Origin of the sequence: Neiella marina (assembly GCF_002165625.1) — a bacterium.
Lineage (GTDB): Bacteria > Pseudomonadota > Gammaproteobacteria > Enterobacterales > Neiellaceae > Neiella > Neiella marina.
Window position 1 is genome coordinate 1 of sequence record NZ_NGNS01000015.1, and the last position, 24,241, is coordinate 24,241.

24 protein-coding genes and 1 other RNA gene are annotated in these 24,241 nt (G+C 47.8%); 14 read left to right on the forward strand and 11 right to left on the reverse strand.

From position 1 onward, the window contains the following. Positions 1–99: 99 nt before the first annotated feature. From dnaJ to CBE68_RS11935, 3 genes are all read right to left on the reverse strand, one after another. Positions 100–1,221, reverse strand: coding sequence for a molecular chaperone DnaJ (gene dnaJ, locus CBE68_RS11925; RefSeq protein ID WP_087506322.1), 1,122 nt, complete (start codon positions 1,219–1,221; stop codon positions 100–102). A gap of 88 nt (positions 1,222–1,309) precedes the next feature. Beyond that, positions 1,310–3,241: a molecular chaperone DnaK gene (dnaK, locus tag CBE68_RS11930; RefSeq protein ID WP_087506323.1), complete on the reverse strand. Its 1,932-nt coding sequence runs from the start codon at positions 3,239–3,241 to the stop codon at positions 1,310–1,312. Between the two features lie 127 nt (positions 3,242–3,368). Further along, positions 3,369–3,596: a DUF1653 domain-containing protein gene (locus CBE68_RS11935; protein ID WP_188708294.1), complete on the reverse strand. Its 228-nt coding sequence runs from the start codon at positions 3,594–3,596 to the stop codon at positions 3,369–3,371. Between the two features lie 179 nt (positions 3,597–3,775). Between CBE68_RS11935 and CBE68_RS11940 the strand changes: the two genes are divergently transcribed. Then, positions 3,776–3,970, forward strand: coding sequence for a DUF4250 domain-containing protein (locus CBE68_RS11940; protein WP_087506399.1), 195 nt, complete (start codon positions 3,776–3,778; stop codon positions 3,968–3,970). Between the two features lie 24 nt (positions 3,971–3,994). On the opposite strand, the gene CBE68_RS11945 is transcribed toward CBE68_RS11940, so the two are convergent. The 3 genes from CBE68_RS11945 to hrcA form a co-directional block, all read right to left on the reverse strand. After that, positions 3,995–5,170: a glycosyl hydrolase gene (locus CBE68_RS11945; RefSeq protein ID WP_087506324.1), complete on the reverse strand. Its 1,176-nt coding sequence runs from the start codon at positions 5,168–5,170 to the stop codon at positions 3,995–3,997. A gap of 188 nt (positions 5,171–5,358) precedes the next feature. Beyond that, positions 5,359–5,964, reverse strand: coding sequence for a nucleotide exchange factor GrpE (gene grpE, locus CBE68_RS11950; RefSeq protein WP_087506325.1), 606 nt, complete (start codon positions 5,962–5,964; stop codon positions 5,359–5,361). A gap of 104 nt (positions 5,965–6,068) precedes the next feature. Beyond that, the gene (gene hrcA, locus CBE68_RS11955; RefSeq protein ID WP_087506326.1) at positions 6,069–7,088 is read right to left on the reverse strand and encodes a heat-inducible transcriptional repressor HrcA; all 1,020 of its coding nucleotides are present in this window, start codon (positions 7,086–7,088) and stop codon (positions 6,069–6,071) included. A 144-nt stretch (positions 7,089–7,232) separates the two neighbouring features. Between hrcA and nadK the strand changes: the two genes are divergently transcribed. The 3 genes from nadK to bamE all read left to right on the forward strand — a co-directional run bounded on the left by nadK (position 7,233) and on the right by bamE (position 10,665). Continuing rightward, positions 7,233–8,114, forward strand: a complete 882-nt coding sequence (gene nadK, locus CBE68_RS11960) for an NAD(+) kinase (RefSeq protein WP_087506327.1) — start codon at positions 7,233–7,235, stop codon at positions 8,112–8,114. 84 nt (positions 8,115–8,198) lie between these two features. Next, positions 8,199–9,863 carry a DNA repair protein RecN gene (gene recN / locus CBE68_RS11965; protein ID WP_087506328.1) on the forward strand — a complete coding sequence of 555 codons (1,665 nt, stop codon included), beginning with the start codon at positions 8,199–8,201 and terminating at the stop codon, positions 9,861–9,863. 103 nt (positions 9,864–9,966) lie between these two features. Beyond that, positions 9,967–10,665 carry an outer membrane protein assembly factor BamE domain-containing protein gene (gene bamE / locus CBE68_RS11970; RefSeq protein WP_087506329.1) on the forward strand — a complete coding sequence of 233 codons (699 nt, stop codon included), beginning with the start codon at positions 9,967–9,969 and terminating at the stop codon, positions 10,663–10,665. Positions 10,666–10,667: 2 nt separating this feature from the next. Here the strand turns inward: bamE and CBE68_RS11975 are convergent, their stop codons facing one another. Together CBE68_RS11975 and CBE68_RS11980 are read right to left on the reverse strand one after the other, a co-directional pair. Continuing rightward, the gene (locus CBE68_RS11975; RefSeq protein WP_087506330.1) at positions 10,668–11,024 is read right to left on the reverse strand and encodes an RnfH family protein; all 357 of its coding nucleotides are present in this window, start codon (positions 11,022–11,024) and stop codon (positions 10,668–10,670) included. After that, positions 11,014–11,451 carry a type II toxin-antitoxin system RatA family toxin gene (locus tag CBE68_RS11980; RefSeq protein WP_087506331.1) on the reverse strand — a complete coding sequence of 146 codons (438 nt, stop codon included), beginning with the start codon at positions 11,449–11,451 and terminating at the stop codon, positions 11,014–11,016. The genes CBE68_RS11975 and CBE68_RS11980 overlap by 11 nt, the downstream gene beginning before the upstream one ends. A 107-nt stretch (positions 11,452–11,558) precedes the next feature. Here CBE68_RS11980 and smpB point away from each other — a divergent pair, with 107 nt between their 5' ends. The 7 genes from smpB to CBE68_RS12015 all read left to right on the forward strand — a co-directional run bounded on the left by smpB (position 11,559) and on the right by CBE68_RS12015 (position 17,575). Then, positions 11,559–12,038 (forward strand): SsrA-binding protein SmpB, encoded by a 480-nt coding sequence (gene smpB / locus CBE68_RS11985; RefSeq protein ID WP_087506332.1) that lies wholly within the window; start codon positions 11,559–11,561, stop codon positions 12,036–12,038. Between the two features lie 86 nt (positions 12,039–12,124). Next, positions 12,125–12,489: a transfer-messenger RNA gene (gene ssrA / locus CBE68_RS11990) on the forward strand. Positions 12,490–12,841: 352 nt separating this feature from the next. Beyond that, positions 12,842–13,465, forward strand: a complete 624-nt coding sequence (locus tag CBE68_RS11995; RefSeq protein WP_087506333.1) for a DUF1294 domain-containing protein — start codon at positions 12,842–12,844, stop codon at positions 13,463–13,465. A 353-nt stretch (positions 13,466–13,818) separates the two neighbouring features. Further along, a complete protein-coding gene (locus CBE68_RS18750) occupies positions 13,819–14,493 on the forward strand; it encodes a nuclease-related domain-containing protein (RefSeq protein WP_158100591.1) in 675 nt (224 codons plus the stop codon). Between the two features lie 279 nt (positions 14,494–14,772). Then, a complete protein-coding gene (locus tag CBE68_RS12005) occupies positions 14,773–15,558 on the forward strand; it encodes a sulfotransferase domain-containing protein (protein ID WP_158100592.1) in 786 nt (261 codons plus the stop codon). Between the two features lie 194 nt (positions 15,559–15,752). Next, the gene (locus CBE68_RS12010; protein WP_087506336.1) at positions 15,753–17,147 is read left to right on the forward strand and encodes an N-acetylmuramidase domain-containing protein; all 1,395 of its coding nucleotides are present in this window, start codon (positions 15,753–15,755) and stop codon (positions 17,145–17,147) included. Beyond that, on the forward strand, positions 17,144–17,575 hold the full coding sequence (locus CBE68_RS12015; RefSeq protein ID WP_087506337.1) for a 3TM-type holin: 432 nt from the start codon (positions 17,144–17,146) through the stop codon (positions 17,573–17,575). The genes CBE68_RS12010 and CBE68_RS12015 overlap by 4 nt, the downstream gene beginning before the upstream one ends. A gap of 74 nt (positions 17,576–17,649) precedes the next feature. On the opposite strand, the gene CBE68_RS12020 is transcribed toward CBE68_RS12015, so the two are convergent. From CBE68_RS12020 to CBE68_RS12030, 3 genes are all read right to left on the reverse strand, one after another. Further along, a complete protein-coding gene (locus CBE68_RS12020; RefSeq protein WP_158100593.1) occupies positions 17,650–18,333 on the reverse strand; it encodes a SapC family protein in 684 nt (227 codons plus the stop codon). A gap of 183 nt (positions 18,334–18,516) precedes the next feature. Further along, a complete protein-coding gene (locus CBE68_RS12025) occupies positions 18,517–19,548 on the reverse strand; it encodes a M14 family metallopeptidase (RefSeq protein ID WP_143824551.1) in 1,032 nt (343 codons plus the stop codon). Further along, positions 19,545–21,029: a glutamate--cysteine ligase gene (locus CBE68_RS12030; RefSeq protein ID WP_143824552.1), complete on the reverse strand. Its 1,485-nt coding sequence runs from the start codon at positions 21,027–21,029 to the stop codon at positions 19,545–19,547. Before CBE68_RS12030 ends, CBE68_RS12025 begins: the two co-directional genes overlap by 4 nt. Positions 21,030–21,255: 226 nt before the next feature. On the opposite strand from CBE68_RS12030, the gene asd reads away from it, so the two are divergent. From asd to CBE68_RS12045, 3 genes are all read left to right on the forward strand, one after another. Continuing rightward, complete coding sequence (gene asd / locus CBE68_RS12035) at positions 21,256–22,374, forward strand: aspartate-semialdehyde dehydrogenase (RefSeq protein WP_229744785.1); 1,119 nt, start codon at positions 21,256–21,258, stop codon at positions 22,372–22,374. Positions 22,375–22,845: 471 nt separating this feature from the next. Beyond that, positions 22,846–23,055 (forward strand): transcription antiterminator/RNA stability regulator CspE, encoded by a 210-nt coding sequence (gene cspE / locus CBE68_RS12040; RefSeq protein WP_087506341.1) that lies wholly within the window; start codon positions 22,846–22,848, stop codon positions 23,053–23,055. A 412-nt stretch (positions 23,056–23,467) separates the two neighbouring features. Next, entirely contained in the window at positions 23,468–24,118 is a 651-nt protein-coding gene (locus tag CBE68_RS12045; RefSeq protein WP_087506401.1) for a class I SAM-dependent methyltransferase, read from the forward strand. The last annotated feature ends 123 nt before the right edge of the window (positions 24,119–24,241 follow it).

The following is a 24,241-nucleotide window of genomic DNA, read 5'->3' on the forward strand; positions in this document are numbered from 1 at the left end:
CATCCTTGAAGGGTACGAGCTAGCCAAGTCTCTTGAACTCTAAGATGTGATCAAGAGACAGGCATAACGCTGGCTTTTGATTACTGGTATTTGATAGTACTAGCTGCTTAAGTCGTCAAAAAACTTCTTTACACCATCAAAAAATCCGGTCGCTTTGGGCCGATGGGTTTTGCCGCCCATCGATTCTTCCAGCTCTTCTAATAGCTCTTTTTGCCGCGCATTAAGTTTGACCGGTGTTTCCACCACAACCTTGCACAGTAAGTCGCCCACAGCGCCACCGCGAACTGATTTAACGCCCTTGCCGCGCATCCGGAACATACGACCCGTTTGCGTTTCTTCGGTGATCTTCAGTTTCACGCGACCATCGAGTGTCGGTACTTCGATTTCGCCACCCAGTGCTGCTTGGGTAAAGCTAATGGGTACTTCGCAATACAAGTTGTTGCCATCGCGAACAAAAATAGGATGTTCCGCAACATGGACCTGAACATACAAATCACCAGCTGGCGCACCAGTTTCACCGGCTTCGCCCTCGCCAGCAAGGCGAATACGATCGCCACTATCAACACCGGCAGGGATTGAAACGGACAGCGTTTTGGTGGTTTGCTTGCGACCTTGACCATGACAGTCACCACAAGGGTCTTTGATGATCTTTCCGCTACCTTTACAGGTCGGACAGGTTTGTTGAACCGCAAAGAACCCCTGGCGCATCTGCACTTGACCAGAGCCATGGCAGGTGCCACAGGTTTCGGGCTTCGTGCCTTTCTTAGCACCAGTGCCATCACAGGTATTACAGTGCTCCCAACTTGGGATCTTGATTTCTTTCTTAACGCCTTTGACCGCTTCTTCGAGCGTCAGCTCCATGTTGTAGCGTAGGTCAGCACCACGTTGTGGTCCGCGACGACGGCCACCGCCGCCACCAAAGATATCGCCAAAAACATCGCCAAAGATATCGCCGAAATCGGCACCGCCAGCCCCACCAAAGCCGCCTTGACCTTGCTCAAAAGCAGCGTGACCATATTGGTCATAAGCGCCTTTTTTCTGCGAATCAGACAGTACTTCGTAAGCTTCTTTTAGCTCTTTGAATTTCTCTTCTGCGGCGGCATCACCGGCATTGCGGTCAGGGTGATACTTCATCGCCAGCCGCTTGTAGGCTTTTTTAATGTCACGGTCTGAGGCATCCCGCCCCACACCCAGCACTTCGTAATAATCTCGTTTTGACATGTTTTGCTACAGCCTTCTGTAAAAACACCAACGCGGGCGCTTGCTTCCACAAACGCCCGCGCGAATCAGTTATCGAAAGAGTGGACGCTTATTTCTTATCGTCTTTTACTTCTTCGAATTCTGCATCAACCACATCATCTTGTGGCTGCGCTTGCTCCTGCTGAGGCTCAGCGCCGGCGCCTGCTGCACCTTGTTGCGCTTGCGCTTTAGCTTGAGCGATTTCCATCAGCTTGCTAGAGGCTTCCATCAATGCTTGGGTCTTGGCATCGATGTCGTCCTTACTACCAGATTTGGCTGCGGTCTCAAGTTCAGCAACGGCAGATTCGATCTTTTCTTTGTCTTCTGCAGGTAAATCATCACCGGCTTCTTCGACTTGCTTGCGGGTACCGTGAACCAATGCATCTGCTTGGTTACGAGCTTGCGCTAGCTCTTCAAACTTCTTGTCTTCTTCGGCGTTTGCTTCCGCATCGCGAACCATTTGGTCGATTTCATCATCGCTCAAACCTGAAGATGACTTAATGGTGATCTTCTGCTCTTGACCGGTGTTCTTGTCTTTAGCCGACACATGGAGAATACCGTCCGCATCCAAGTCAAACGTCACTTCGATTTGTGGCATGCCACGTGGTGCAGGCTGAATACCTTCCAAGTTGAACTGGCCTAGCGACTTGTTCAAGCTCGCTTGCTTACGCTCACCTTGCAGCACATGAATGGTCACTGCTGCTTGGTTGTCTTCCGCAGTCGAGAAAGTTTGGCTTTCTTTCGTTGGAATAGTGGTGTTTTTGTTGATGACAGACGTCATCACACCGCCCATGGTCTCAATACCCAAGCTCAATGGCGTAACGTCTAACAGCAGAACGTCTTTAACGTCGCCAGCAAGAACACCACCTTGAACCGATGCACCCATGGCAACAGCTTCATCAGGGTTGACATCTTTACGTGGCTCTTTGCCGAAGAACTCAGTAACCGCAGTTTGAACTGCTGGCATACGGGTTTGACCACCCACCAAGATAACGTCGTTAACTTCGCTAACAGAAAGGTCAGCATCAGCTAGGGCGATCTTCAACGGCTCAAGTGAACGCTTGACCAAATCTTCAACCAAAGATTCCAACTTCGCACGAGTCAACTTGATCGCCATGTGCTTAGGACCTGACGCATCTGCAGTGATGTAAGGCAGGTTGACTTCAGTGTTTTGAGCAGAAGAAAGTTCGATCTTAGCTTTTTCACCAGCTTCTTTTAGACGCTGCATCGCTAATGGATCGTTGCGCAGATCAACACCCTGCTCTTTCTTGAATTCGTCAACCAAGTAGTTGATGACGCGGTTATCGAAGTCTTCACCACCCAAGTGGGTGTCACCGTTGGTAGCCAGTACTTCAAAGGTGTGCTCACCGTCGACTTCATCGATTTCGATGATTGAGATATCGAACGTACCACCACCCAAGTCGTATACTGCGATGATGTTATCGCCTTGCTTCTTGTCCATGCCGTAGGCAAGTGCAGCAGCAGTTGGCTCATTGATGATGCGCTTCACTTCCAAACCAGCGATGCGGCCTGCATCTTTGGTCGCTTGACGCTGAGAATCATTGAAGTATGCAGGCACAGTAATAACCGCACCAGTCACTTCTTCACCGAGGAAGTCTTCAGCAGTCTTTTTCATCTTCTTCAAGACTTCTGCTGAAACCTGTGGTGCTGCCATTTTCTCATCGCGAACTTGAACCCAAGCATCGCCGTTGTCAGCTTTAACAATTTTGTACGGCATGATGTCGATATCACGCTGTACTTCTTTGTCTTCATAACGACGACCGATCAAACGCTTAATCGCGAACAAGGTGTTAGTTGGGTTGGTAACGGCCTGACGTTTTGCAGCCTGACCAACCAATACTTCACCTTCTTCGGTGTAGCCGATAATGGATGGGGTTGTACGGTCGCCTTCAGCGTTCTCAATGACGCGAGGCTTGTCGCCGTCTAATACAGCGACACATGAGTTAGTTGTACCGAGGTCGATGCCAATGATCTTGCCCATAGTGGTCAATCTCCAAAAACTGGTTTACTTCACTTTGTCTGTTGACTGATAAATAGGGGCAAGCAATTTCTTTTCAAGCGGAGTGATAAAAAAAAGTGACATTTTTTTGATGGATTTACCTCAAAGCCTAATCAATTGGGCCTAAATAGCGAAAGCGCTCAATTACTTCACCGTCAATTTCAACGGTTTCAAAAAACATGTCATAAGGCCTCACCCAGAGTTTTTGATCACCATACAACGGCCGATACAGCACCATTGTCTCTTCGGTTTCACTATGAGTTACCAGATCCAGCACATGATACTCGTTGCCCTTGTAGTGCTGATACTTTCCGCGTTTGATATTCAGTTCAGTCATTGTTGTGCTCCTCTGCCGTGCGCAATGCCTGCAGTTATACTCGATTCGAATCAACGTGCAATGGCATTTTTTATCCCCTAAGTATTACTCGATTCGGTAACACTGCGAATAAAACCGGCGGCCACTATGAGCAAATTAAAACTACTGCTATTCTTAATTTCCAAGACCAAGGAGGGGCTATGCATCTGTCCAATAAAATGCTCGACACCATGGATGCTTTCATGTTGCTGAGCGTGGTCAACATGAAGCTTAGAAATGAGTACAGCAATTTAACCACCCTATGCAACGCCTGCGATATTGATTGCAACGCGTTACAACAAAAACTGCACTCAATCGACATGGAATACTACCCGGATAGTAATCAATTCCGCTGAATGAGCGTCTTATCTGGCCTCGGCTCAGGGCTCAAAACCAATCATTTCAAACACAGCGTCTTCTCCGGTAATAAAATCGTCACTGGCTAGCCTGTTTTGCCATTGTTGGCTGATGTAAGACGAGTTTTGTAACCGGCTATCGGTATTATACCAGAATGGATCATTTACCCACATTGGTTGTATTGACCAATCCGCATTGATGTAAGCAAACGCCTTAATCAGATCGGGGTGAGCTTCAATATGAGCAAATAAGTGATCAAAGTAATCGTGCCACACAGCTTCGCCCGATGCCTCAGTAATCTTATGGTCATGCAAACAAGATTCGGCAATCATCACAGGTTTTCCTGTTTGCCGCGCAAAGGTCAAGCCTCCAGCATTGGCTGGTGGCGCAGTAGCAGCGTCAAAAAACGAATAGCCAACCCAGTCAACATAGCCATCACCGGGATAGAAGTTTTGCCACTCAGCTAAGTCAGTAAATACAGATGCAGCTGAAAACACAAAACTGATATTGCTCAAGCCAGCTTCTTTAAACGCAGTAACGATTCGCTGAAAGGCCTGAACATAGCTTTCAGCACTGACACCAGCATCACGATATTGATACTCAAATTCATAGCCAGGCCGAATGAAAAACGGGATCTCAGGATGTTGACCAACAAACGCCACCACTTCGTCAATTAAGTAATCTCGACTGCCACTGGCGATACTGGCAACCATACTTGGGGAGCCATACCAGATTGACAAATGGACGATAGTATTGGACCAGTCTATTGCTGGGCTATCGAGGTAACACTGTAAACATGAAGGGCCAGCGATTTCGTTGTTGATGGCATGGAGCCCGGCGATGGCATAACCATCCGGCACGTTCTGTTGCGGACTATTGCTATCATCTGCAAGGGCGATATAGCTGGTAATGCCTGCCGGTTTTGGTAGCGCCAAATCGAGATAACCATGCCACTGCTGGTGTGGCTCGATATTGTTACGATTGCCTCCGACCGATTCATTGTCCTGGCCAATGAGAAACAAAACATGACCGTCGGCAGGCTCAAACAACGACGATCTGACAACGGGCTCAGGAGCTAACGGAGGTAACGGCGTTGATGAACTATCTGAGCGACTTCCTCCACCGCCACTGCCACAGCTAACCGTCGTTACAATCAGCATCGCCCATAATCCAGTACTTATCACCTGATTACTTTTCATCACACACTCCCTCGCCGCACAAAACAGAAAAATGTTAACGATAACAAATACCGATAAGTTAACATCAAACGAATATAAAGGATGTGAAATCAATCAGATAATGGAGCGCTGTATCCCCATCTTTGACTAGGCATAAAAAAGCCACCCATTGGGTGGCTCAATCAAACTCAGTTCAAAGGTATGGTGAATTACGCGCCTTTGCTCACCATCACCATGGCCGCTCGAATCAAGCGACCATTAAGGCTGTAACCCTTTTGCATCACTGCCATCACGGTGTTTGGTGCAAGTTCAGCATTCTCTTGCATCGACATTGCTTGATGCAGCTCTGGGTTAAACGTTTCGCCCTGCGGATCGATGACCTCAACGCCAAACTTAGAAACACCGTCAACAAAGCTCTTCAGTGTCATTTCAACGCCTTCGATCATCGGTGCCAATGCCTCTTGCGAACGATCCGCCATCAACAGCGCGCGCTCCATATTATCCATCACAGGCAGTAGCTCATTGACGAATTTTTCTAGCGCGAATTTGTGCGCTTTATCGACGTCCATCGCTGCGCGGCGGCGAATATTATCAACTTCCGCTGCGGCTCGAACCACAGAGTCTTGCTGTTGCGCAATCGTTGCTTTAGCTGCTGCCAGCTCTTTCTCAAGGGCTACCAGGCGATCTTCCGCAGTCTCGACTTCGACTTGTTCCGCTTGTTCTGCGGTTTGGGTTTCAGCAGTTTCAGCTTCATTCGCTTGTTCTAGCTCAACTTGCTCTTCTTCAGGCTTGTTGGTTTGCTCTTGATCAGCCATTACAACTCCAGAGGGTAAATCAGGTTAAATCGTCAGTTGGGCTAATTATGGGGATTGCTTTTCGTGTTTCAAGCATTGGATTCAAATCGATCACAACTAGTGGCCTAGCCTTGGCCTTTATTCAGCGCCATTGACAGCATTTTAGCGGTGACATCAACCATCGGAATAACCTTGCTGTAGTCCATCCGCATCGGCCCAATGACTGCCAACGCGCCAACGACCTCACCATCCACTTGATACGGTGAACTAACTACCGAGCATGACGATAAAAAGTCGATACCGCTCTCTTTGCCGATAAACAGCTGGACGCCATCGCTATCAAGACAAGAATCAATCAAAGTGAGTAAATCACCGGCTTGCAGCACGCCATCGAACACACTTCGGATCTGGGTAATATCGCTGGCAATCGCCGGATCTAATAAATGTTCTTCCCCTGCAACGTGCCATCGCTTAGAACTCTGCTGTTGATCGGCTAAGGCTAAAGCTTGTTGACCAACGGCAATGGCAGCCTCTTCAACATCTAACCATTGATTCAAGTGTGACTGGATTTCATTCAACGAATGGTTGGGCAACAACTGATTCAATTGCTGAGTCATCCGACGTAAACACTCGGGTGTTAACTCTTGGTTCAATTGCAAAATGCGATTATGAACCGAACCATCTTCCGAAACCAACACAGCCAAGACACGACCGGCGCCAAGAGCCACTAACTCAATTTGCATCAGCTTGGCGGCCCCAGCTTTGGGTAGAACGACAAAACCGGTTAGTTGTGTCAGCTCCGCTAACATGTCACTGGCGCTGCGACACAATTGCTGAGTCGGCATTGATAAATCCAGTTGATTTTGAATGGGCACCTGCCACTGTTCAGCGTTGCGTACCGACAACATAGTGTCGACAAACAAGCGCAAGCCATCTTCAGTCGGAATTCTTCCGGCTGATGTATGTGGAGACATCAGGTAGCCCATGGTCTCAAGCTTGGACATGACATTGCGAACCGTGGCAGAACTGGCATTAATCGCACCGCACGACGTCAAAGCCTTTGAGCCAACTGGCGTGCCACAACGAATAAACTCTTCGATTAATCGCTGAAGAACTTCCTGCGCTCGATTATTGAGTTGAGTCATAACGCCAACACCATCAAAAACATCTCTGTTTGATATGCGAATAACATGACATAATTTCAAGCCTGTCTTGAACTTGTTCGATCACTATCAGCATTTTATTGTGATCAACGGCAGCAATACGAACACCTAAGTAGCGGAACTGTTATGACAACCTCGGTATTCAACAAAGTTGCGATTATTGGCAAACCTGATCATCAAGGAGCCAATGAAACGGTGCTCGCTCTACTTGAGCTCATGGCGCGTATTGACCAAGCGGTCGTTATTGAGGAGCGGCTTGCTAAATCGATCGGTTGTGAATCGCCAACGGCACCACTGAACGAACTCGGTGAACAAGCTGATTTAGCCATTGTTGTTGGTGGCGACGGCAATATGCTTGGCGCTGCACGGGTTTTATCGCGATATAACGTCGCAGTGATTGGGGTGAATCGCGGCAACTTAGGATTTCTCACCGACTTAAGTCCGGATAGCTTTGAACAACCATTACTTGATGTGCTGCAGGGCAACTATCAAACCGAATATCGTTTTCTGCTGAATACCGAGGTGTATCGTCACGGTCAGCTTAAAAGCGCAAACACAGCGGTCAATGAGGCGGTGCTTCACCCGGGTAAAATTGCCCATATGATTGCCTTTGAAGTGGCGGTTGATGATGACTTTGTATTTCAACAACGCGCCGATGGCCTAATCGTCTCAACCCCAACTGGCTCTACTGCTTACTCGCTCTCTGGCGGCGGCCCGATCCTGACCCAAGATTTAGACGCAATGTGCTTGCTGCCGATGTTTCCCCATACCCTCAGCGCTCGGCCAATCGTGATCAAAGCCGACAGCGAAGTAAAACTCAGAGTACTTGATGAAAACGACGACGATTTGATGATTAGTTGCGATGGTCATGTGACCTTAGCAGTGATGCCAGGTGATGAGATCATCATTCGTAAAGCCAATCATCGGCTGCGCTTGGTGCACCCGCCTTGTTACAACTACTACGAAGTACTGCGCTCGAAACTCGGTTGGGCAAGCAAACTTTTCTAGCACAAATTTCGATCAAAGCACTTGCATAACCAGCAAAACACTGTATAAATAAACACACCCATACAGTATTTATACAGTGTTATTATGTTGCAGCAATTAACCATTCAAAACTTTGCCGTCGTTTCGTCGCTCACGCTTGATTGGAAATCGGGCATGACCACCATTACCGGAGAAACTGGAGCCGGTAAATCAATAGCCCTCGATGCATTAAGCCTCTGTATGGGCAGCAGAGCAGAAGCCAGTATGGTTCGCACTGGTGCCGCCAAGACTGATATTTCTGCCAGTTTTGATCTGACCCAAATGCCCGAAGCCAGTCTTTGGCTGCAACAACAAGATCTCGCTGGTGATGAAACTGGCGAGTGCATTATCCGCCGGACCATCACCAAGGATGGCCGCTCGCGGGGTTATATCAATGGCTACCCAGTGCCAGCTCATCAGTTAAAAAGCCTGGGTTCGATGCTGATTAACATCCATGGTCAGCATGCTCATCTGGACTTACTCAAAACCGAACGGCAGCAAGATTTGCTTGATCGATTCGCCGGTAATGACTCTTTGCTCGCCCAAGTCGCCAGCTCATTTCGCCATTGGCAACAAAGCCAGAAAGCCTACGAACAAGCCAAATCCGCGCAGCAGGCAAGCCATGATCGCTTGCAGTTGTTGCGATATCAGGTTTCCGAACTCGATGAGTTTAACCCCAATGATGGAGAATTCGAGCAACTCGAGTTGGAGTTCAAGAGACTGTCAAATGCTGTTGAATTGATGGCGAGTTGCCACACAGGACAACAAATTCTATCCGAGTCTGAGCAAGACAATGTACTGTCGATGCTACACCAAGTGCAGCAGCAGTTAACTCGGGCAAGCGAGACTGACGCTCACCTGAGTCCAACATTAGCGTTATTGGCAGAAGCCCGAATTCAGCTAGAAGAAGCTGCCAGTGAACTGGAGCACTACGCGGGCACATTAGAAAGTGATCCGCAACGCCTGAATGAAGTAGAGCAGCGGCTTGAGCAATGGCTTAACCTCGCTCGCAAACATCAAATCCAACCAGAGCAATTGGTGCAATGCCATCAGCTGCTTGCGGAAGAGCTAGGACAACTCGATAACCCCGAGCAGCAGCTTGAGCAACTCGAACAAACAATGCAGCAAGCAGAACAAGAGTACTTTGCCGTCGCTCAGCAACTTTCCAATGCCAGAACGGAGGCGGGCCAGCGCCTGAGCCTTGCGATTGTAGCGGAAGTCCAGCAAATGAACATGCCACACACTCAAATCGAGTTTGCCATCGCGCCAGCCAAACCCTCTGCACTTGGTTCTGATGCTATCCAACTGTTGGTCAGCACTAACCCAGGGCAATCACCAGGCGAATTAGCCAAAGTTGCATCAGGCGGTGAATTGTCGCGTATTGGCCTTGCCATTCAGGTAGTTACTCATGCCACCCAATCAACCCCCACGCTGGTATTTGATGAGGTGGATGTTGGTATTAGCGGCCCGACAGCCTCTGTCGTCGGACGAATGCTTCGAAGCCTCGGCAACAAGAGCCAAGTTGTTTGCGTCACTCATTTGCCACAAGTAGCTGCTAATGGTCATCAGCAACTGTTTGTCGACAAACTCATCGAGCAAAGCTCTACCGAAACGCGAGTGACGCTGCTAGATAAGAAATCACGGGTCAAAGAGCTAGCACGATTGCTTGGCGGTGAGCAAATCACCGCGCGTACCCTAGCGAATGCGCAAGAGTTATTGCTCGAAGCTTAACCAATCACTATGCCATTGTTGGCAATGTGATAAGAATGCTAAAGCGGTAGTGTACTAGGCGACATCAACTCGGTATGATGCTCGCCATCTTAAAGTTAATCTAATGTCGTTACTTCGAATGTTAAAAGCCGCCTTTATTGCTCTTAGTTTGCTAACGCTGTCGGGCTGTTCTTATTTCAGCAACCTTGTCTACAAAATCGATATCCCCCAGGGAAACTATATTGATGAACGGCAAGTCGAGAAATTGCGTGTTGGCATGAATAAGGATCAAGTGCTCTTCGTATTGGGCACCCCTATGGCTAATAACGCCTTCGATCCCAACACTTGGAGTTATGTTTACCGTTTCAAAAGTGGTCGTGATGGCTCCGTTATCGAACGACGCCTTGTTGCCAAATTTGACGACACTGATCATTTAACCGAAGTGACTGGCGACTACGAATTACATGAAAACTTCCACATCCCGGTTGAAGAAGATATCCCAGAGTTCCAACAAGGTGTTGAGGCGGCTGCCGAAACAGCGACCACCGAAACTGTTGACGAGCCAGTAAAACACAATGGCCCAGAGGTTTGGGCAATTAAAGTTGGTGAGTTTGGCAATCCTCAGAACGTCAAACGCCTGCAGTTCCAGCTAGAGCAAGCTGGTTATGAGGTGAACTTGCGCCCAGTTGAAGCTGAGCCAGGTGAGGTTGTGTCAGTGTTCGCCGAAATTGCTCACAGCAAAGAGGCGCTAGAAGAAAAGCTGGAAGTCATTGCCGATCTGACTAAGACCAAGCCAATCATCGTTAAGCTGCCACCAGCATAAGCTTAGTCATCGTTATCGCTGGCGCGGCGAGGATTGACTCGTCCGCCAGTGACTTTATCCGCCCGCCCTTCTTCCTTTGCTTTCGCTGCTCGGCGTTTTCTAACTTCTTTTGGATCCGCAATTAAAGCACGATAGATTTCAATCCGATCACCTTCTTTTAGCGGTGCTGAGAGCTTGCAAGCACGGCTCCAGATGCCAACCTTGTTGACCTTGTCGAAATCAATTTCCGGATGCATATCCAATACGCCAGATTGCTCAATCGCTTGCTCAACCGTGGTGTCGGCGGCAACAGCCAAACTCAATAGCGTTTGTTTAAGCGGCAATGCATAAGCAATTTCAATATTGATTTCAGCACTCACCGTAAACCTCCTGAGCACGACTAACAAACGCTTGCACCATGTTGCTGGCGAGTTGGTGGAATATTTTATTGAAGGCCGCACCAAGCAAACCGCTGGAAAACTCAAAGTCGAGCTTCAAACTCACTCGGCAGGCATCTTCAGCCAACTCGGTAAATTCCCAAAGGCCCTGTAACTTTTTGAATGGCCCCTCAACCAACTCCATATGAATAGCCTGTGGTGCCACGAGTGCATTATGGGTAGTAAACCACTTGCTAATTCCACCTTTAGCTACTTTTAGCGAAGCCTTCATGTGCTCAGATGAGCTATCGATTAATTTGCTCTCGGCACAACCAGGCAAAAATTCGGGATACGATGCAACATCATTTACCAAATCAAACATCTGTTGCGCACTGAAACCAACTAGTGCAAATCGATCAACTTTCGCCACGAACTTACTCTCAGATTAAAATTTTTCAGAGTGTACCACAGCCCGTTTCGCAGATTGAACGTTGCGGCCATAGCTTTCATTCTTGCCGTGAGTATAATGGCCCGCCTATGGCTAAGAAAAAATCTAAAGACAAAAGCGGTTCCAACACCATTGCGCTGAATAAACGCGCTCGTCACGATTACTTTATCGAAAAGGAATTCGAGGCCGGGCTGGAACTGCAAGGCTGGGAAGTGAAATCGCTGCGCCAAGGCAAAGCGAACATTGCCGAGTCTTACATTACGGTGAAAAATGGCGAATGCTTTATGTTTGGTTCGTCCATCCTTCCATTAACAGCAGCATCAACGCACGTTATCAGCGAGCCCACTCGGACACGTAGACTATTGTTGAATCGACGTGAAATCGATCATTTGGTTGGTGCCATTGAGCGGGAAGGCAAAACCATTGTGCCTTTGTCGCTTTATTGGAAGGGACCTTGGGTCAAGATCAAAATTGGCACCGCCAAAGGTAAAAAACTTCATGACAAGCGCGACGACGCCAAAGACAAAGATTGGCAGCGGCAAAAAGCGCGTGTGATGAAGAAAGGTTAATTACTGTTCAAACAAACTCTCGGCGCTATCAATAGCCTAATAAGCTCTGATACAATGCGCCGATACCAGAGATTTACAACTCTTTCGGGGCCGATTTTGGATTCGACGGGGATGACAAAGTCTTAGGTGCATGTCGTGGGGCGGTTGGCCACGTAAAAAGCCGCAAACTAATAGTCGCAAACGACGAAAACTACGCTCTAGCAGCTTAATAACCTGCTAGCGCCTATCTGCCCTAGCTTCCGCTTGTAAGACGGGGAGTTCAGATAGTCAAACCCAAACAAGATCGTGTGGACGCCGTGCCTGTCGGCTGAAGCATTAAAACTAATACAGGATAGTCTGTCCGTGGCGTGTCCGTCCGCAGCGTACCGGCGAATGTAATGACTGGACTAAACATGTAGGACCGAGGATGGCGCATTCACGGACGGGGGTTCAACTCCCCCCGGCTCCACCACTTAAAGAAAGGCTAAGTCGCGAAAAAACCAACGATTTAGCCTTTTTTTTGCCCCTACACTACCCACTGAATCCCCCTCAAATTCGCACGCACATCGCACGCAAATTCAAGACGGTTTTTGGGATGATAGTTTTAAGCTTAGATTTGCCGATCATGGGCTGCGACTAATAGCGCCTTGAATTACGATTCAAATATCTCAACTTTTATGGTCAGTGGCCGTGCGCATGAGCTCCTATGTCGAGCAGAGCTACCTGTGCATCTCCCCGGTGCACCGTGACACAAACTTTGCTATGGTGCCTTGCATGCAAACCAAGGAATGGCTTGCCGCCAACAATGACAGGAGTCCTGCCCAATGCGCCTTAAAGGTACCCTCGCCCAATGGGATGAAGACAAAGCCTATGGCTTTATCACCCCAACATCGGGTGACACTCAGATCTTCGTTCACAAATCTGCCTTTACCAACCACCACCGCACACCGAAAGTGCGTGATGTGATCACCTTTACCCTGAGCACCGATAAACAAGGTCGCCCCTGTGCAACCGCCGCCTACTTTGCAGGCGAAGCGAAAGCACCGGCAACTAAACAGAGAGCTGCGTCACCATCCGACCGACGACACTTGCCGATGGTTTTGGCAAGTTGCTGGTTGGTTGGCCTCACGATCGCAGGGGCTCTGGGCAAGCTGCCAATGTCACTCGTTTATGGAGCCGTGGTTTTGAGTGCATTTACCTTTATCGCCTATGCCTGGGATAAGGCCAAAGCAAAGCGCAATGCCTGGCGCACACCGGAAAACACATTACATGCCCTTGCGGTGTTAGGTGGTTGGCCTGGCGCCGCCTTTGCGCAAGAGCTGTTGCGCCACAAGTCGCAAAAGCGATCGTTTCGACTGGTGTTTTGGCTGACCGTGACATGTCACATAGTGGGCATGTGGTGGTTATTGTCCGAGCATGGCGCATCTACCTTGTCACTGCTGCATTAGCGACATTAGGGAGCATTAAGTTGATAGGTATAGCGGCCTTACTCGTTATCCTGCTTTCACCAGTAACATTCGCTGCGCAACAATACACTGAATCGGCTTGTTTATTGCTCAAACAGCAGGTGCAAAGTGACAAGCAACGACACGGCAGTGAATCAACGCGCTATCGAAAAAGCCAGGCCAGTTACGATGCCCACTGCCAGAGTCCGGTGCCAGTGAATACCAACTCGAGCCTTCTGACCGCAGCAAAGCAAACGCAACCAACGTCCTATCGTAAGAGCCTGAGTACTTCGCGTCATCACCCTGCTTCGCTCAACAAAAAGCAGAGCTCGCCGATAACGTTGATGACACCGTCAATGCCAACACAAGCCAATATCGCCCCAACGGAGCCAATCACACTCAGCGCTTTAGCTTTGTATTTTGTTGGCGTCATGGTGTTGCTCATACTGGCGCCAGCAATCCTGCGGCGAAAATTGCCAGCCATCAAAGGATGGCTCGGCGAAGCCCTAGTGAAACGCGCTCTTGCCAAACACCTTCCCCCAGAGCGTTACACCATCCTGCATGATGTCACCCTGCCCCTCGAAGATGGCGGAACCACGCAAATCGATCACATCGTCTTTTCACCCTATGGGATATTCGTGATTGAAACTAAGAACATGGCAGGCAGGATCTATGGCAACCAACACCAAAGCATGTGGACTCAAAGAATTGGTGGCCAATCGTTCCGATTTCAAAACCCTTTACGTCAAAACTATAAGCACACAAAAGCCCTCGCGATGCTACTTAATGTCGCACATGAACAATTTCGATCGGTCATCGTCTTCACAGATGCGGCACAATTGAAAACCAAAATGCCGAGCAACGTTGGTAAACCTGCGGCCATGGCACTTTATATCAAGTCATTTTCTGAAAGAATCATCGACACAGACGAGGTCAAACATATCGCACAACACTTGAATCATGTGCGACTCGAGCGTTCAGCTAAAACCAACAGAGCTCATATTAACTACTTAGAAAAAACGCGAAACTAGGCAAACCTACAACCGATAGTTCACAAAGGGAGTTATGGGAATTCACCAACCGAACTATAACCACCTGTTTAGTGAGTTTATTTTATAATCGCCATTTACAATGATCAGTACAAAGATTCGTATTATCATCTTCGGCGGGTCCAATAGGAGAAATAGCTGGCAGTTCTTTTGCCGCTAAATATGGCAATCGTAAACAAGAACTGGGATTATCCATCAGCACCCAAAGTAGTTTACCCAGTGCATAGACGGACGCTCGTTTCGCCATTAACAAGGAATACTATGAAGAATCGCATTATCATTTGTGGCTATCCGAAAAGCGGAAATACTTGGTTAACGCGTTTGACCGCCGAGATATTGAACTGCCCAGTGGCTGGCTTTTGGTGTGAACCCTTCAACAAGGAAGAATCAATCGAGGGTGAAAACCGCTCTTCGACTTATCAATGCTTTAAAGCGCACCATAACAAAGAACAACTGGAGCACACGCTAGCACTCTACGGCAACGGAACTGAGAAAGTTATCTATATCTACAGAGATCCAAGAGCGGTAGTTGTCTCTGGCACTCATTATTTTAAGTACAAGGTCAAATACCCTCGCCTATACTCGTTCATGTGTAGCCTGCCCTTGGGGCGAAAAGTATACAACCGCATCTGGCATCAGCGGTCATACAAAATGAGGGAAATGACCCGCGGAATCGTCGAAGGCACTAAGCATGGCTCATGGATGAAGTACCCATGGAAAGACCACATCCTCGACTATCAGCAGCGTCCCAATACGCTCGTACTGAGCTATGAGTCGATGCGACAAGATCCACTGTCTGCCGCCCAATCCATTTGCGATTTTTTAGGTGAGCCGAGATCCGACGCGGAACTAAAACAAGCAATCGACAATCAGAGTTTTGACGCCAAAAAGCGTCAATTCGAAAAACAAGGGCGTCATAAAAATGCTCAGTTCATGCGCAAAGGCTCAGCCAATGCATGGACGACAGAGCTCGCTCCAAAGCATCGCAAATACCTCGAGGATAACCTCGGTGATTTTATGGCTGAGCTCGGCTATAAAACCGACTAACACAGTCGTTTGCGACTCCCTCCGTTCATATCACAGGCGACGACTGCCCAGACAGATTAAAATTTAGCCAAATCTTAGATGTTGACTATGCTGATCGATCATGCCGTCAAACATAGTCAACAGCCAGATTAGTTGTTGGCGTTGCATATGGCTCAAACGCCACTCTCGATTCTGAGATTCATGGAGGATTTTAGATGAGCACTGTCGTCTGTACCGAACCATTGAATGTGCGCACCCTACCGGGAATCAACAGTCAAATTTTGGGTGTCTTGGAGCAAGGTCGAGCCCTCACCACCAGCGGCGAGAATAAGGATTGGTATGAGGTCGAGTTTCAAGGCTCTGTTGGTTACATCTACGGTGGCTATCTGGCACCAATCGAGCAGTTTGCCGAGACGTTAGCGGTAGTTTCTGCATCGGCACTCAATGTCCGTGCTCAGCCAAATGCAGTAGGCGCTCGGCTGGGCGTCGTTCGTCGCAATAGCGTGGTAAAAGTCCAAGCCGTTCTCAACGGTTGGTTGGAAATTGAGTTCAATCAGGGGATTGGTTATGTCAGCCAGCGATATGCCACGCTGTATGGAGCCCTCCCCGGTTTCACCGCCTCGGTTGATGCCAATTTGCTCAACTTACGGGCCGCGCCATCTCTTCAATCCGCGATTGTCGGCCAAGTGCCAAGTGGTACCAAACTAAATATCGATTGTGTCATTGGCGCCTGGTGCCAGCTTGTAGTGAATGGTCAAAAGGCCTATACCCCAGTTCGTTACGTGCGAGAAACGCGACAGCCAGATGAACAAGTTGAAACACTAGAAGCCGAGGACGATGACCAACTGACGATTGATAAGCCTACACCTAACGAGCCGCTAAACCTCGTCGTGGCTCCGCTCAATAAACTGCCAGAGACCGGCACTTCCAATCAGCGAAATGTGGCTCGAACTTGGAATAATTTTGGCGCATTACTACAGCGCTTAAGCCAAGAAAAACAAATAGATGTAGCTTGTGCAGTTGCGGTGCTCTGTGTCGAGAGTTCAGGCAAAGGCTTTGAGTATGACAATCAAAATCGCATGATTATCCGTTTTGAGAATCACAAGTTTTACCGCTATTGGGGTAAGCAGCACCAAGCCAAATTTGATCAACATTTTAAATACACCAAAGGCAAAGCTTGGACCGGCCACCAATGGCGAGCAAATCCAGACCATCAATGGCAAAGCTTCCACGGCAATCAGGCCAAAGAATGGCAAACCTTTCTGTTTGCTCTATCCATCGATAAAGAAGCCGCGATGCTTTCCATTAGCATGGGAGCACCACAAATCATGGGCTTCAACTATCGCCAAATCGGCTATGACAATGTCGAACAAATGTTTGATGCTTTCTCTGAAGATATGGAATCTCAGATCAGAGGATTCTTCAATTTCTTCTCTTCGGCCATGCTCAAGCAACTGCAACAACTCGATTTTGTGGCTTTTGCCAAGGGCTACAACGGTGACGGCCAAAAACAAAAATACGGTCAGTGGATCCGCAACCACTACGACGCTTTTAAGCGCCTACATGACCAAACGCTGACAACCAACGCTAACAACAGGAGGCTAGCGTGAGCATACTTTCATTTATCAGCAGTATCTTCGAACCTGCGGTCAAATTGATTGATGATTTGCATACCAGTGACGAAGAAAAGCTGCAGATGCAGCGAGAGATTAAAAAGGTTGAAAACGAGCTGCTCACCAAAGTGATCGATTACGAGCAACAGTTGCTGGCAAGTAAAACCAAAATTATTACCGCCGAGGCAACCGGCCAATCGGCGCTGCAGCGAAACTGGCGCCCGATCACCATGCTGACATTTTTAGCACTGGTGGTGTTTGATAGTTTTGGCTGGCTGCCCAATCCATTAGCAGAAGAAGCTTGGGTGCTGCTGCAAATTGGCTTGGGGGGGTATGTGGCAGGCCGATCAGCGGAAAAAATTACCCAGCAATATATGAAAGGTCGGTCACCAGACAACACTGGCGACAGCTCAGCGAAAGGTTAATTGCTCCTCCTAGAAACAAAAAAGCCACCCGGTAGCGGATGGCTTTTGCGTTTCAATGGGCTGAAACCAAACGATTAGTCGCGGAGCAATGACTGAATCTGGCCCAGTGAACACAGGTGGATGTAGATCAAGCCGAGGAAGCCAGTTTTGTTCAGCTGCAATACTTGCTCATCGGACAGCTGCTTGAACTTCTCTTCATCAACGATGTTGATGCCAGTTACTTCTTGCTTGGTGCCATCTTTGCGTTGAATGTTCAGGTTAGATGCTTGTAGCAGATCGAGCTCTGTCAGTTTGGCAATGAAGGCTTCTGTAGCTGCGTCTTGTTGGATCAGGTTCTCGATAGAACCAATGATGCCTTCGAAGTACTCACTGCGCTCACCGGTTTCAGTGAACAGCGGCAAACCTTCAGTTTCAGAAACGCGAGCATCATCTTGGTTCAAACAGATCACAGGCTTCTCATCATTGCTGATGAAGAACGGACCACGGGCCATGTTGTGCGGTAAGTAGGTAGCATTCCACTTGCCATCAACAACAAATTTGTTCTCATTTGGAGCAATGGAGAACATAGCAACAACTTTGTATTTCTTGGACTCTGGCTCTTGAATGAAAACGATAGGGAAGCAGCAAGCAGCACGAGAAAACTCATGAACGACCAAAGGTGACATGTGGCGCTTGGCGAACACATTAAAATCGGTCAAAGGCTTAATTTTGGTGTTGGCGTGCTGTTGTGCGGTAATCGGTGCGATATTTACTGCCACGACGAAGAATCCTATAAAATGCATTAACTAATGTAGAGGCCGCATGCTAACAAGTTTTACTAGAACTGCCAGCGCTGGCGACCGAAAACTGTGAGCAACACAGCTGAATCTACAATCCTTTTGGCCGGTTATTTTTCAGTAACGAATGAAATAGTGCCGACCCTAGGCGTAATCTGCGCTGAACTAGGGGTCGGTGTCAATCACCGCATAGCAAAGGCAATCACTTTTTGCGATCACCGGATTGGATGTGATCATGAAAAATTTCAGTCCAATACGGTTCATTAGATGATGCTCTCGAACTTCAAACAGCTCATTGGTTCTATTTCGTCCTGCCGAGTCTGTGGCAACGATGCAATTCAAACCGGCGGTCTTCAAATGAGCCATCACAGTCCCGGGCTGCAAACGACCAAAATTGAAATGTTCGACGTCTGGCGGCAAAGTGATATCAGCCTCGTGACAAGGCTGTTCGGCATAAGCTATGTGAGCATCTGCCGTTAAGGTAATCCGGATAGGATCGCTCAATACTTCCATATTCCAATCGTGCGGCGGCTCTTCGAGAACTTGATTGTCACTAGCGAAGCGCTTCAACCCCTCCCATGCTACTCGAGCGGATTGCGGATCGATGGCGCCACCGCATTCAATGGTGACAATTGGCCGATGCTCAGAGGTCAGCTCCATTAAAGCCCCCAGCCGAGTCTCGGTCAGTAGCAAGCGCTCAGTGAACAAAGACGCCAGAGCAATGTGTTTCGGACAAGCTGAAAAGCTCACGGCAAAGCTCGGCCCCGAGCCGGAGGTATTGTGGACATCAAGTACCGCTTCGGGCTCAATTTCGGTCATCAAGGTCAGCAGCTGCTCAGCGATTTTTCCTGGAACATCATCAAATGGCCCGTAAAAGCAACGATTCAAGTCTCTAAGTTCTGCAAAATGGCGCACACTAAAATGCGGGTCATGGCGAGCCGCTTCCACTGCGCCAATGAAAAAGTAGCAATTAACCGCGGGCTGCTGAGCCGATTGTAACCAGCGTTGTATCGCTGTTAACCCTGACGGTTCATTGCCATGCAATAAGGTCACAAATAGCCTGTTTCTGGTGGTGTCGCGGCCTTGCTGCACAATCAAGGTCGGTTGCTGTAATTGCTGTAAAAAGCTATCGACACAAGCCGCGATATCATCTGGCTTGGGGTTATGCCATACCCACATCGGCTTAGTGTTGTTCATAACGAGGTACTCCACTCTGCTACCGGTGTGTTACTGGCACTGAGTTCAATGTAGCGTCGCAGCATCAATTGCAACGCTTGCTGCCGCTCACAATCACGTTCCAATTGCTGGGCCAAGTTTATCTGCCACACTGCGCCGGTCTGTTTGAGCGCTATGCGCTGTTCAATAACGCCTAAGTAGTGATCGGCTTCTGACTCGTTAATACCTCGGAGTAACAACCCTCGCCGAGCAATAGGCAACATCTGCTCAAGCAAATTATCGACAGGCACTTCACCGAGACCTTCACCGGCACGATCTGGCCAGACAAAGTTTGCTGCTAGACCATGCTTGGCAGCGCGATAAAAATTATGTACCACATAGTTGAATGGCAGCTTCATGGTCAGATCTTGTATCGACTCAACTAGGCCTTCGGCCAAACCAATGGTCAACGCAATGTTAGCGAGCATATCTTTTGCAGTGGGGCCTGCGGGCAGTGAGCGCAGCTCTATCCGTAAATGGCCGCCGTCAACCGGATCATAAATGGCTCGGTTCCAACTCCATATCGTGCCATGGTGCAACCTGAGTTCTGCTAGTTGTGGCGCATTGTCCAAATCAAGTAATTGCCCACTTTCGGTCGTCACCAAGGGCAGCAACGGCTTGTGAAGATGAACCGACTCGGCAAACAGTTGATAGGCGCCACCTTGCAGCCATCCCTGCCCCAACGTCACGCGCGAAGGCTGTTGCCAATCATGAAGCCCCGGCGCTCTGGGATCGGTCGATTGCTTAAAGAGCGCAATTCGGGTTTCATGCCACAGTTGGCGTTGCAACAAATAAGCTGAGTTCCCAGCCACGGCCAATGCGAGGGGCGTAACCAACTGTATGGCGTTGTAAACATCGTTAAAACGATCTGGCGCCACGCGATAGTGAAACTGAAATGAGGTATTAGCTCCTTCCAGAGTCAGATCATTACGCGACATCTTTAATTGTTCGGCACCATTAATGTTGATTTGAAATGGCCCACCACGAACTTGACAAATATTCTTGGTCAAGGCGTGATAGCGGGGCCGATCGGACATCGCACACATGCCCAAGTGATGCTCTTCTAAGGTTGGCAAAATACCGATAATGGCCATTGTTGCGTCAATGGAAGCGGCTAATTGTCGCAACTGCTCAGTTTTATCGATAACCTGCTGTTCAATCCGTTGAAAGGGTGAGCCAGTAAATAACACCGGCGGCAAGTTGAATTCGAGATTGAATTGATTCAATTCTTCAGTCAATTCTGCATCATTGGCGACGGCTAAAAGTTGTTCACTGCAGCATTTTGGTTGTAACTTGTCATCGAGCAGGTAAAATTCCAACTCGGCACCGGCGCTACATGGTCCTTGCCCCCAGTTTGGCTGCTCTAACAACGCGCGTAAGTCAACTAACTGAGACTCAAGCATCAACGAGAACGCTTGATAGTCCTTTGATGTAAATGATTGCTGCGCAAAGTGCTGTCCCACAGGGCTTTGTCCAAGCATCCTCAGTTAGGCTAAGTGTATGTGATCCTTGAGAACTTGCTTGGCAATGCCGAACAGAATGCTGCTCAGATCAACAACTCAAACTGCCACAAGAATAAAAATTCACACAAATTGCATAAAAATTGATTTCACAAGACTGCCTTCGCGCTGTTTTTTTGTTAGTCTACCTTCCCTTTATGATGAGACGTTCGAGAAACAGGAGACTACGATGGCGTTGAACCAGGTAGGATTTGTCGGTTGGCGCGGCATGGTCGGTTCAGTTCTGATGCAGCGCATGCGCGAAGAAAATGATTTTGCCGCTATAGAGCCGGTATTTTTCACCACATCACAAGCAGGCCAGCCAGGCCCAGATGTCGGTAAACCGGTCACCCCGCTCAAAGATGCATTCGACATTGATACCTTAAAAACCATGGACGCCATTGTCACCTGTCAGGGCGGCGACTACACCAAGGCTGTGTACTCAAAGTTACGCGAAGCGGGCTGGCAAGGTTATTGGATTGACGCGGCATCATCTCTGCGTATGGACGACGATGCCATCATCGTTTTAGATCCAGTGAACCGCAATGTCATCGATCAAGGCCTAGCCAATGGTGTGAAAACATTTGTTGGTGGCAACTGTACGGTATCTTTGTTGCTGATGGCCGTTGGTGGCCTGTTCGAAAAAGATTTGGTCGAGTGGATCACGCCACACACCTATCAAGCAGCATCTGGTGCTGGTGCCCGCAATATGCGTGAACTCATCAGCCAAATGGGTACTGTTCGTGATTCAGTCGCTGATTTACTGGACGATCCTGCCTCGGCGATTCTGGAAATTGATCAACAAGTTGCGCAAACCATTCGTAGCGACGAATTCCCAACTGAGCAGTTTGGCGCTCCTCTTGGCGGTAGCTTGCTGCCATGGATTGATACCAAGCTCGATAGCGGTCAAAGCCGGGAAGAATGGAAAGCACAGGTCGAAGCCAACAAGATTTTGGGTACTGAAGCCACTCCTACGCCGATTGATGGTTTGTGTGTTCGCGTTGGCGCCATGCGCTGTCACAGCCAAGCATTGACCATGAAACTGAAAAAAGACATTTCAGTGGAAGAAATTGAGTCAATTCTGGCCGCCCACAATGATTGGGTGAAAGTGATTCCGAACGATAAAGAAATCACCATGCAAGAGCTGACGCCAGCAAAAGTCACTGGCACCTTGAGCATTCCGGTTGGCCGTATTCGCAAACTGACCATGGGACCAGAGTACGTATCAGCGTTCACCGTTGGTGACCAACTGTTGTGGGGCGCTGCAGAGCCGCTACGCCGCATGCTAACGATTCTGAACCAAGCTTAGTTTGAGTTTGATATCGATTTGAAAAGGCGCCGATTGGCGCCTTTTTTGTTTTTGGTGATGAGCGTTCCACTAGCAAGGCCCGAAGCATTATTTTGCGAGACGCAGTGCCCCCCTTGTTAGAAAAGCTGCTGATCTTTCTTACTCACCGATTGGATCTATAGCTCTACCCTCTAACTCGACAAAGACTAAAACAGTGCTGACTCATTTTATTGAAGTTATCTTACGTTTTTAAACTAAATAAATTTATATTGAATAATACTTAGGCAATTGGCCGCACCTGTGTTATGGTCCCCTTCGTTAAATTAGTTCTACTCAGCAACGACATTCGCTTTCACGCATTAGTTCTTCGTTAGACACGGACCGTTTCTCTCCTGAATAATCGTAAACAAGCTAATCGCTCAAGATAGTTCCTTTTTAGCAACATACGTTGCTCACGCAGCATTTTTATACATATTATTTTCGGAGTGTTTCATGTCTAAAACAACAGGCACAGTAAAGTGGTTTGATGAAGGCAAAGGTTTTGGTTTTATTTCTCAAGCAAATGGTGGGAAAGATGTTTTCGTCCATTTCCGTTCAATAGCAACGGATGGATACAGAACTTTGACTGAAGGGCAACAGGTAGAGTTCTTTGTTGAACAAGGCCAAAAAGGTCCTCAAGCAGTGAATGTGAGCGTTCTATAAAAACCGACTTTTTGATTTGGCCAGGAGCAGTTAGCGCTTGGCTTTTATTCGTAAAGAGAAAGCCCATTACTAAAGTTTTAGGAACACAATCCAATCGATAAAACCAAAATGACCAATACTTATATTACTAAAAAACATGGGGTATTATTACGCAACCCCCCAATATCAAATGTCGCAGTAAACAAAAAAATAGTTACTTATACTAATAGCGATGGAAAGCATAAAATAGAACTGGACTCTTACTCTCAAAAAAACTCATTTATAAACTGGCTTATTCCTTAATATCACTGATATTTAATTTATTTTGAAGGTGTGGTTAATTTGTATCGACACGTTCAAAAAATCATTTCGTTTTGTCATTTATCTAACCTTAGTGGTAGCTGGCTTTACGCTAATAACCAAAGGTCAATTAATGACAGCTCTTCGCCTGTGCTACCAAACTATAGAGTTTGGAAGAATAGATATACATCTCTGTGGACTGAGAAACAAACAAGAATTTTCAGATCCTAACGGTATAGCTGAAAATCTTGGTATTTGTTCCGCATCTTGGCCTATTTTTGGCGTACAGTGGCCTTCAGGAATTGCACTCGCTCACTTCCTATCTAAGTATGATGTCAAAAATAAAAGGATTTTGGAGGTCGGGTGTGGACTTGCTCTATCTAGCTTGCTACTGAACAAACTCGGTCATGATATTACGGCTACTGACTATCACCCTGAAGCTCATAATTTCCTTAAACGAAATACTAAATTAAATAATGACCGTGAAATTCCATTTGAAAGAGTTGACTGGGCATCTTCACAAGATGATTTGGGCCTATTTGATTTGATAATAGGGAGTGACTTGCTTTATGAAGATGACCACATTGAATTACTTGCTTCGTTCGTAGCATCACATGCACTCGAAAAATGCGAAGTAATATTAGTTGACCCTGGAAGGGGCAGAAAGGCGAAATTGATAAAAAAATTAGAATTGCTTGGTTTCGATTCATCCATTTACAAAGTCGACAGTTCGAACTATTTGCCAGACTCTTACAAGGGCTATATTTTAAAATTTTTTAGGTAGACGCCTCCTTTTACATGGCGACCATAATTTGTAAACCATTTCTGGTATCGATTGTACGTCATTCCTGATTGCCGCCGCACAAATGCGGCGGAAGCCCCATCAGTGGTGACTGGCTACTAACTC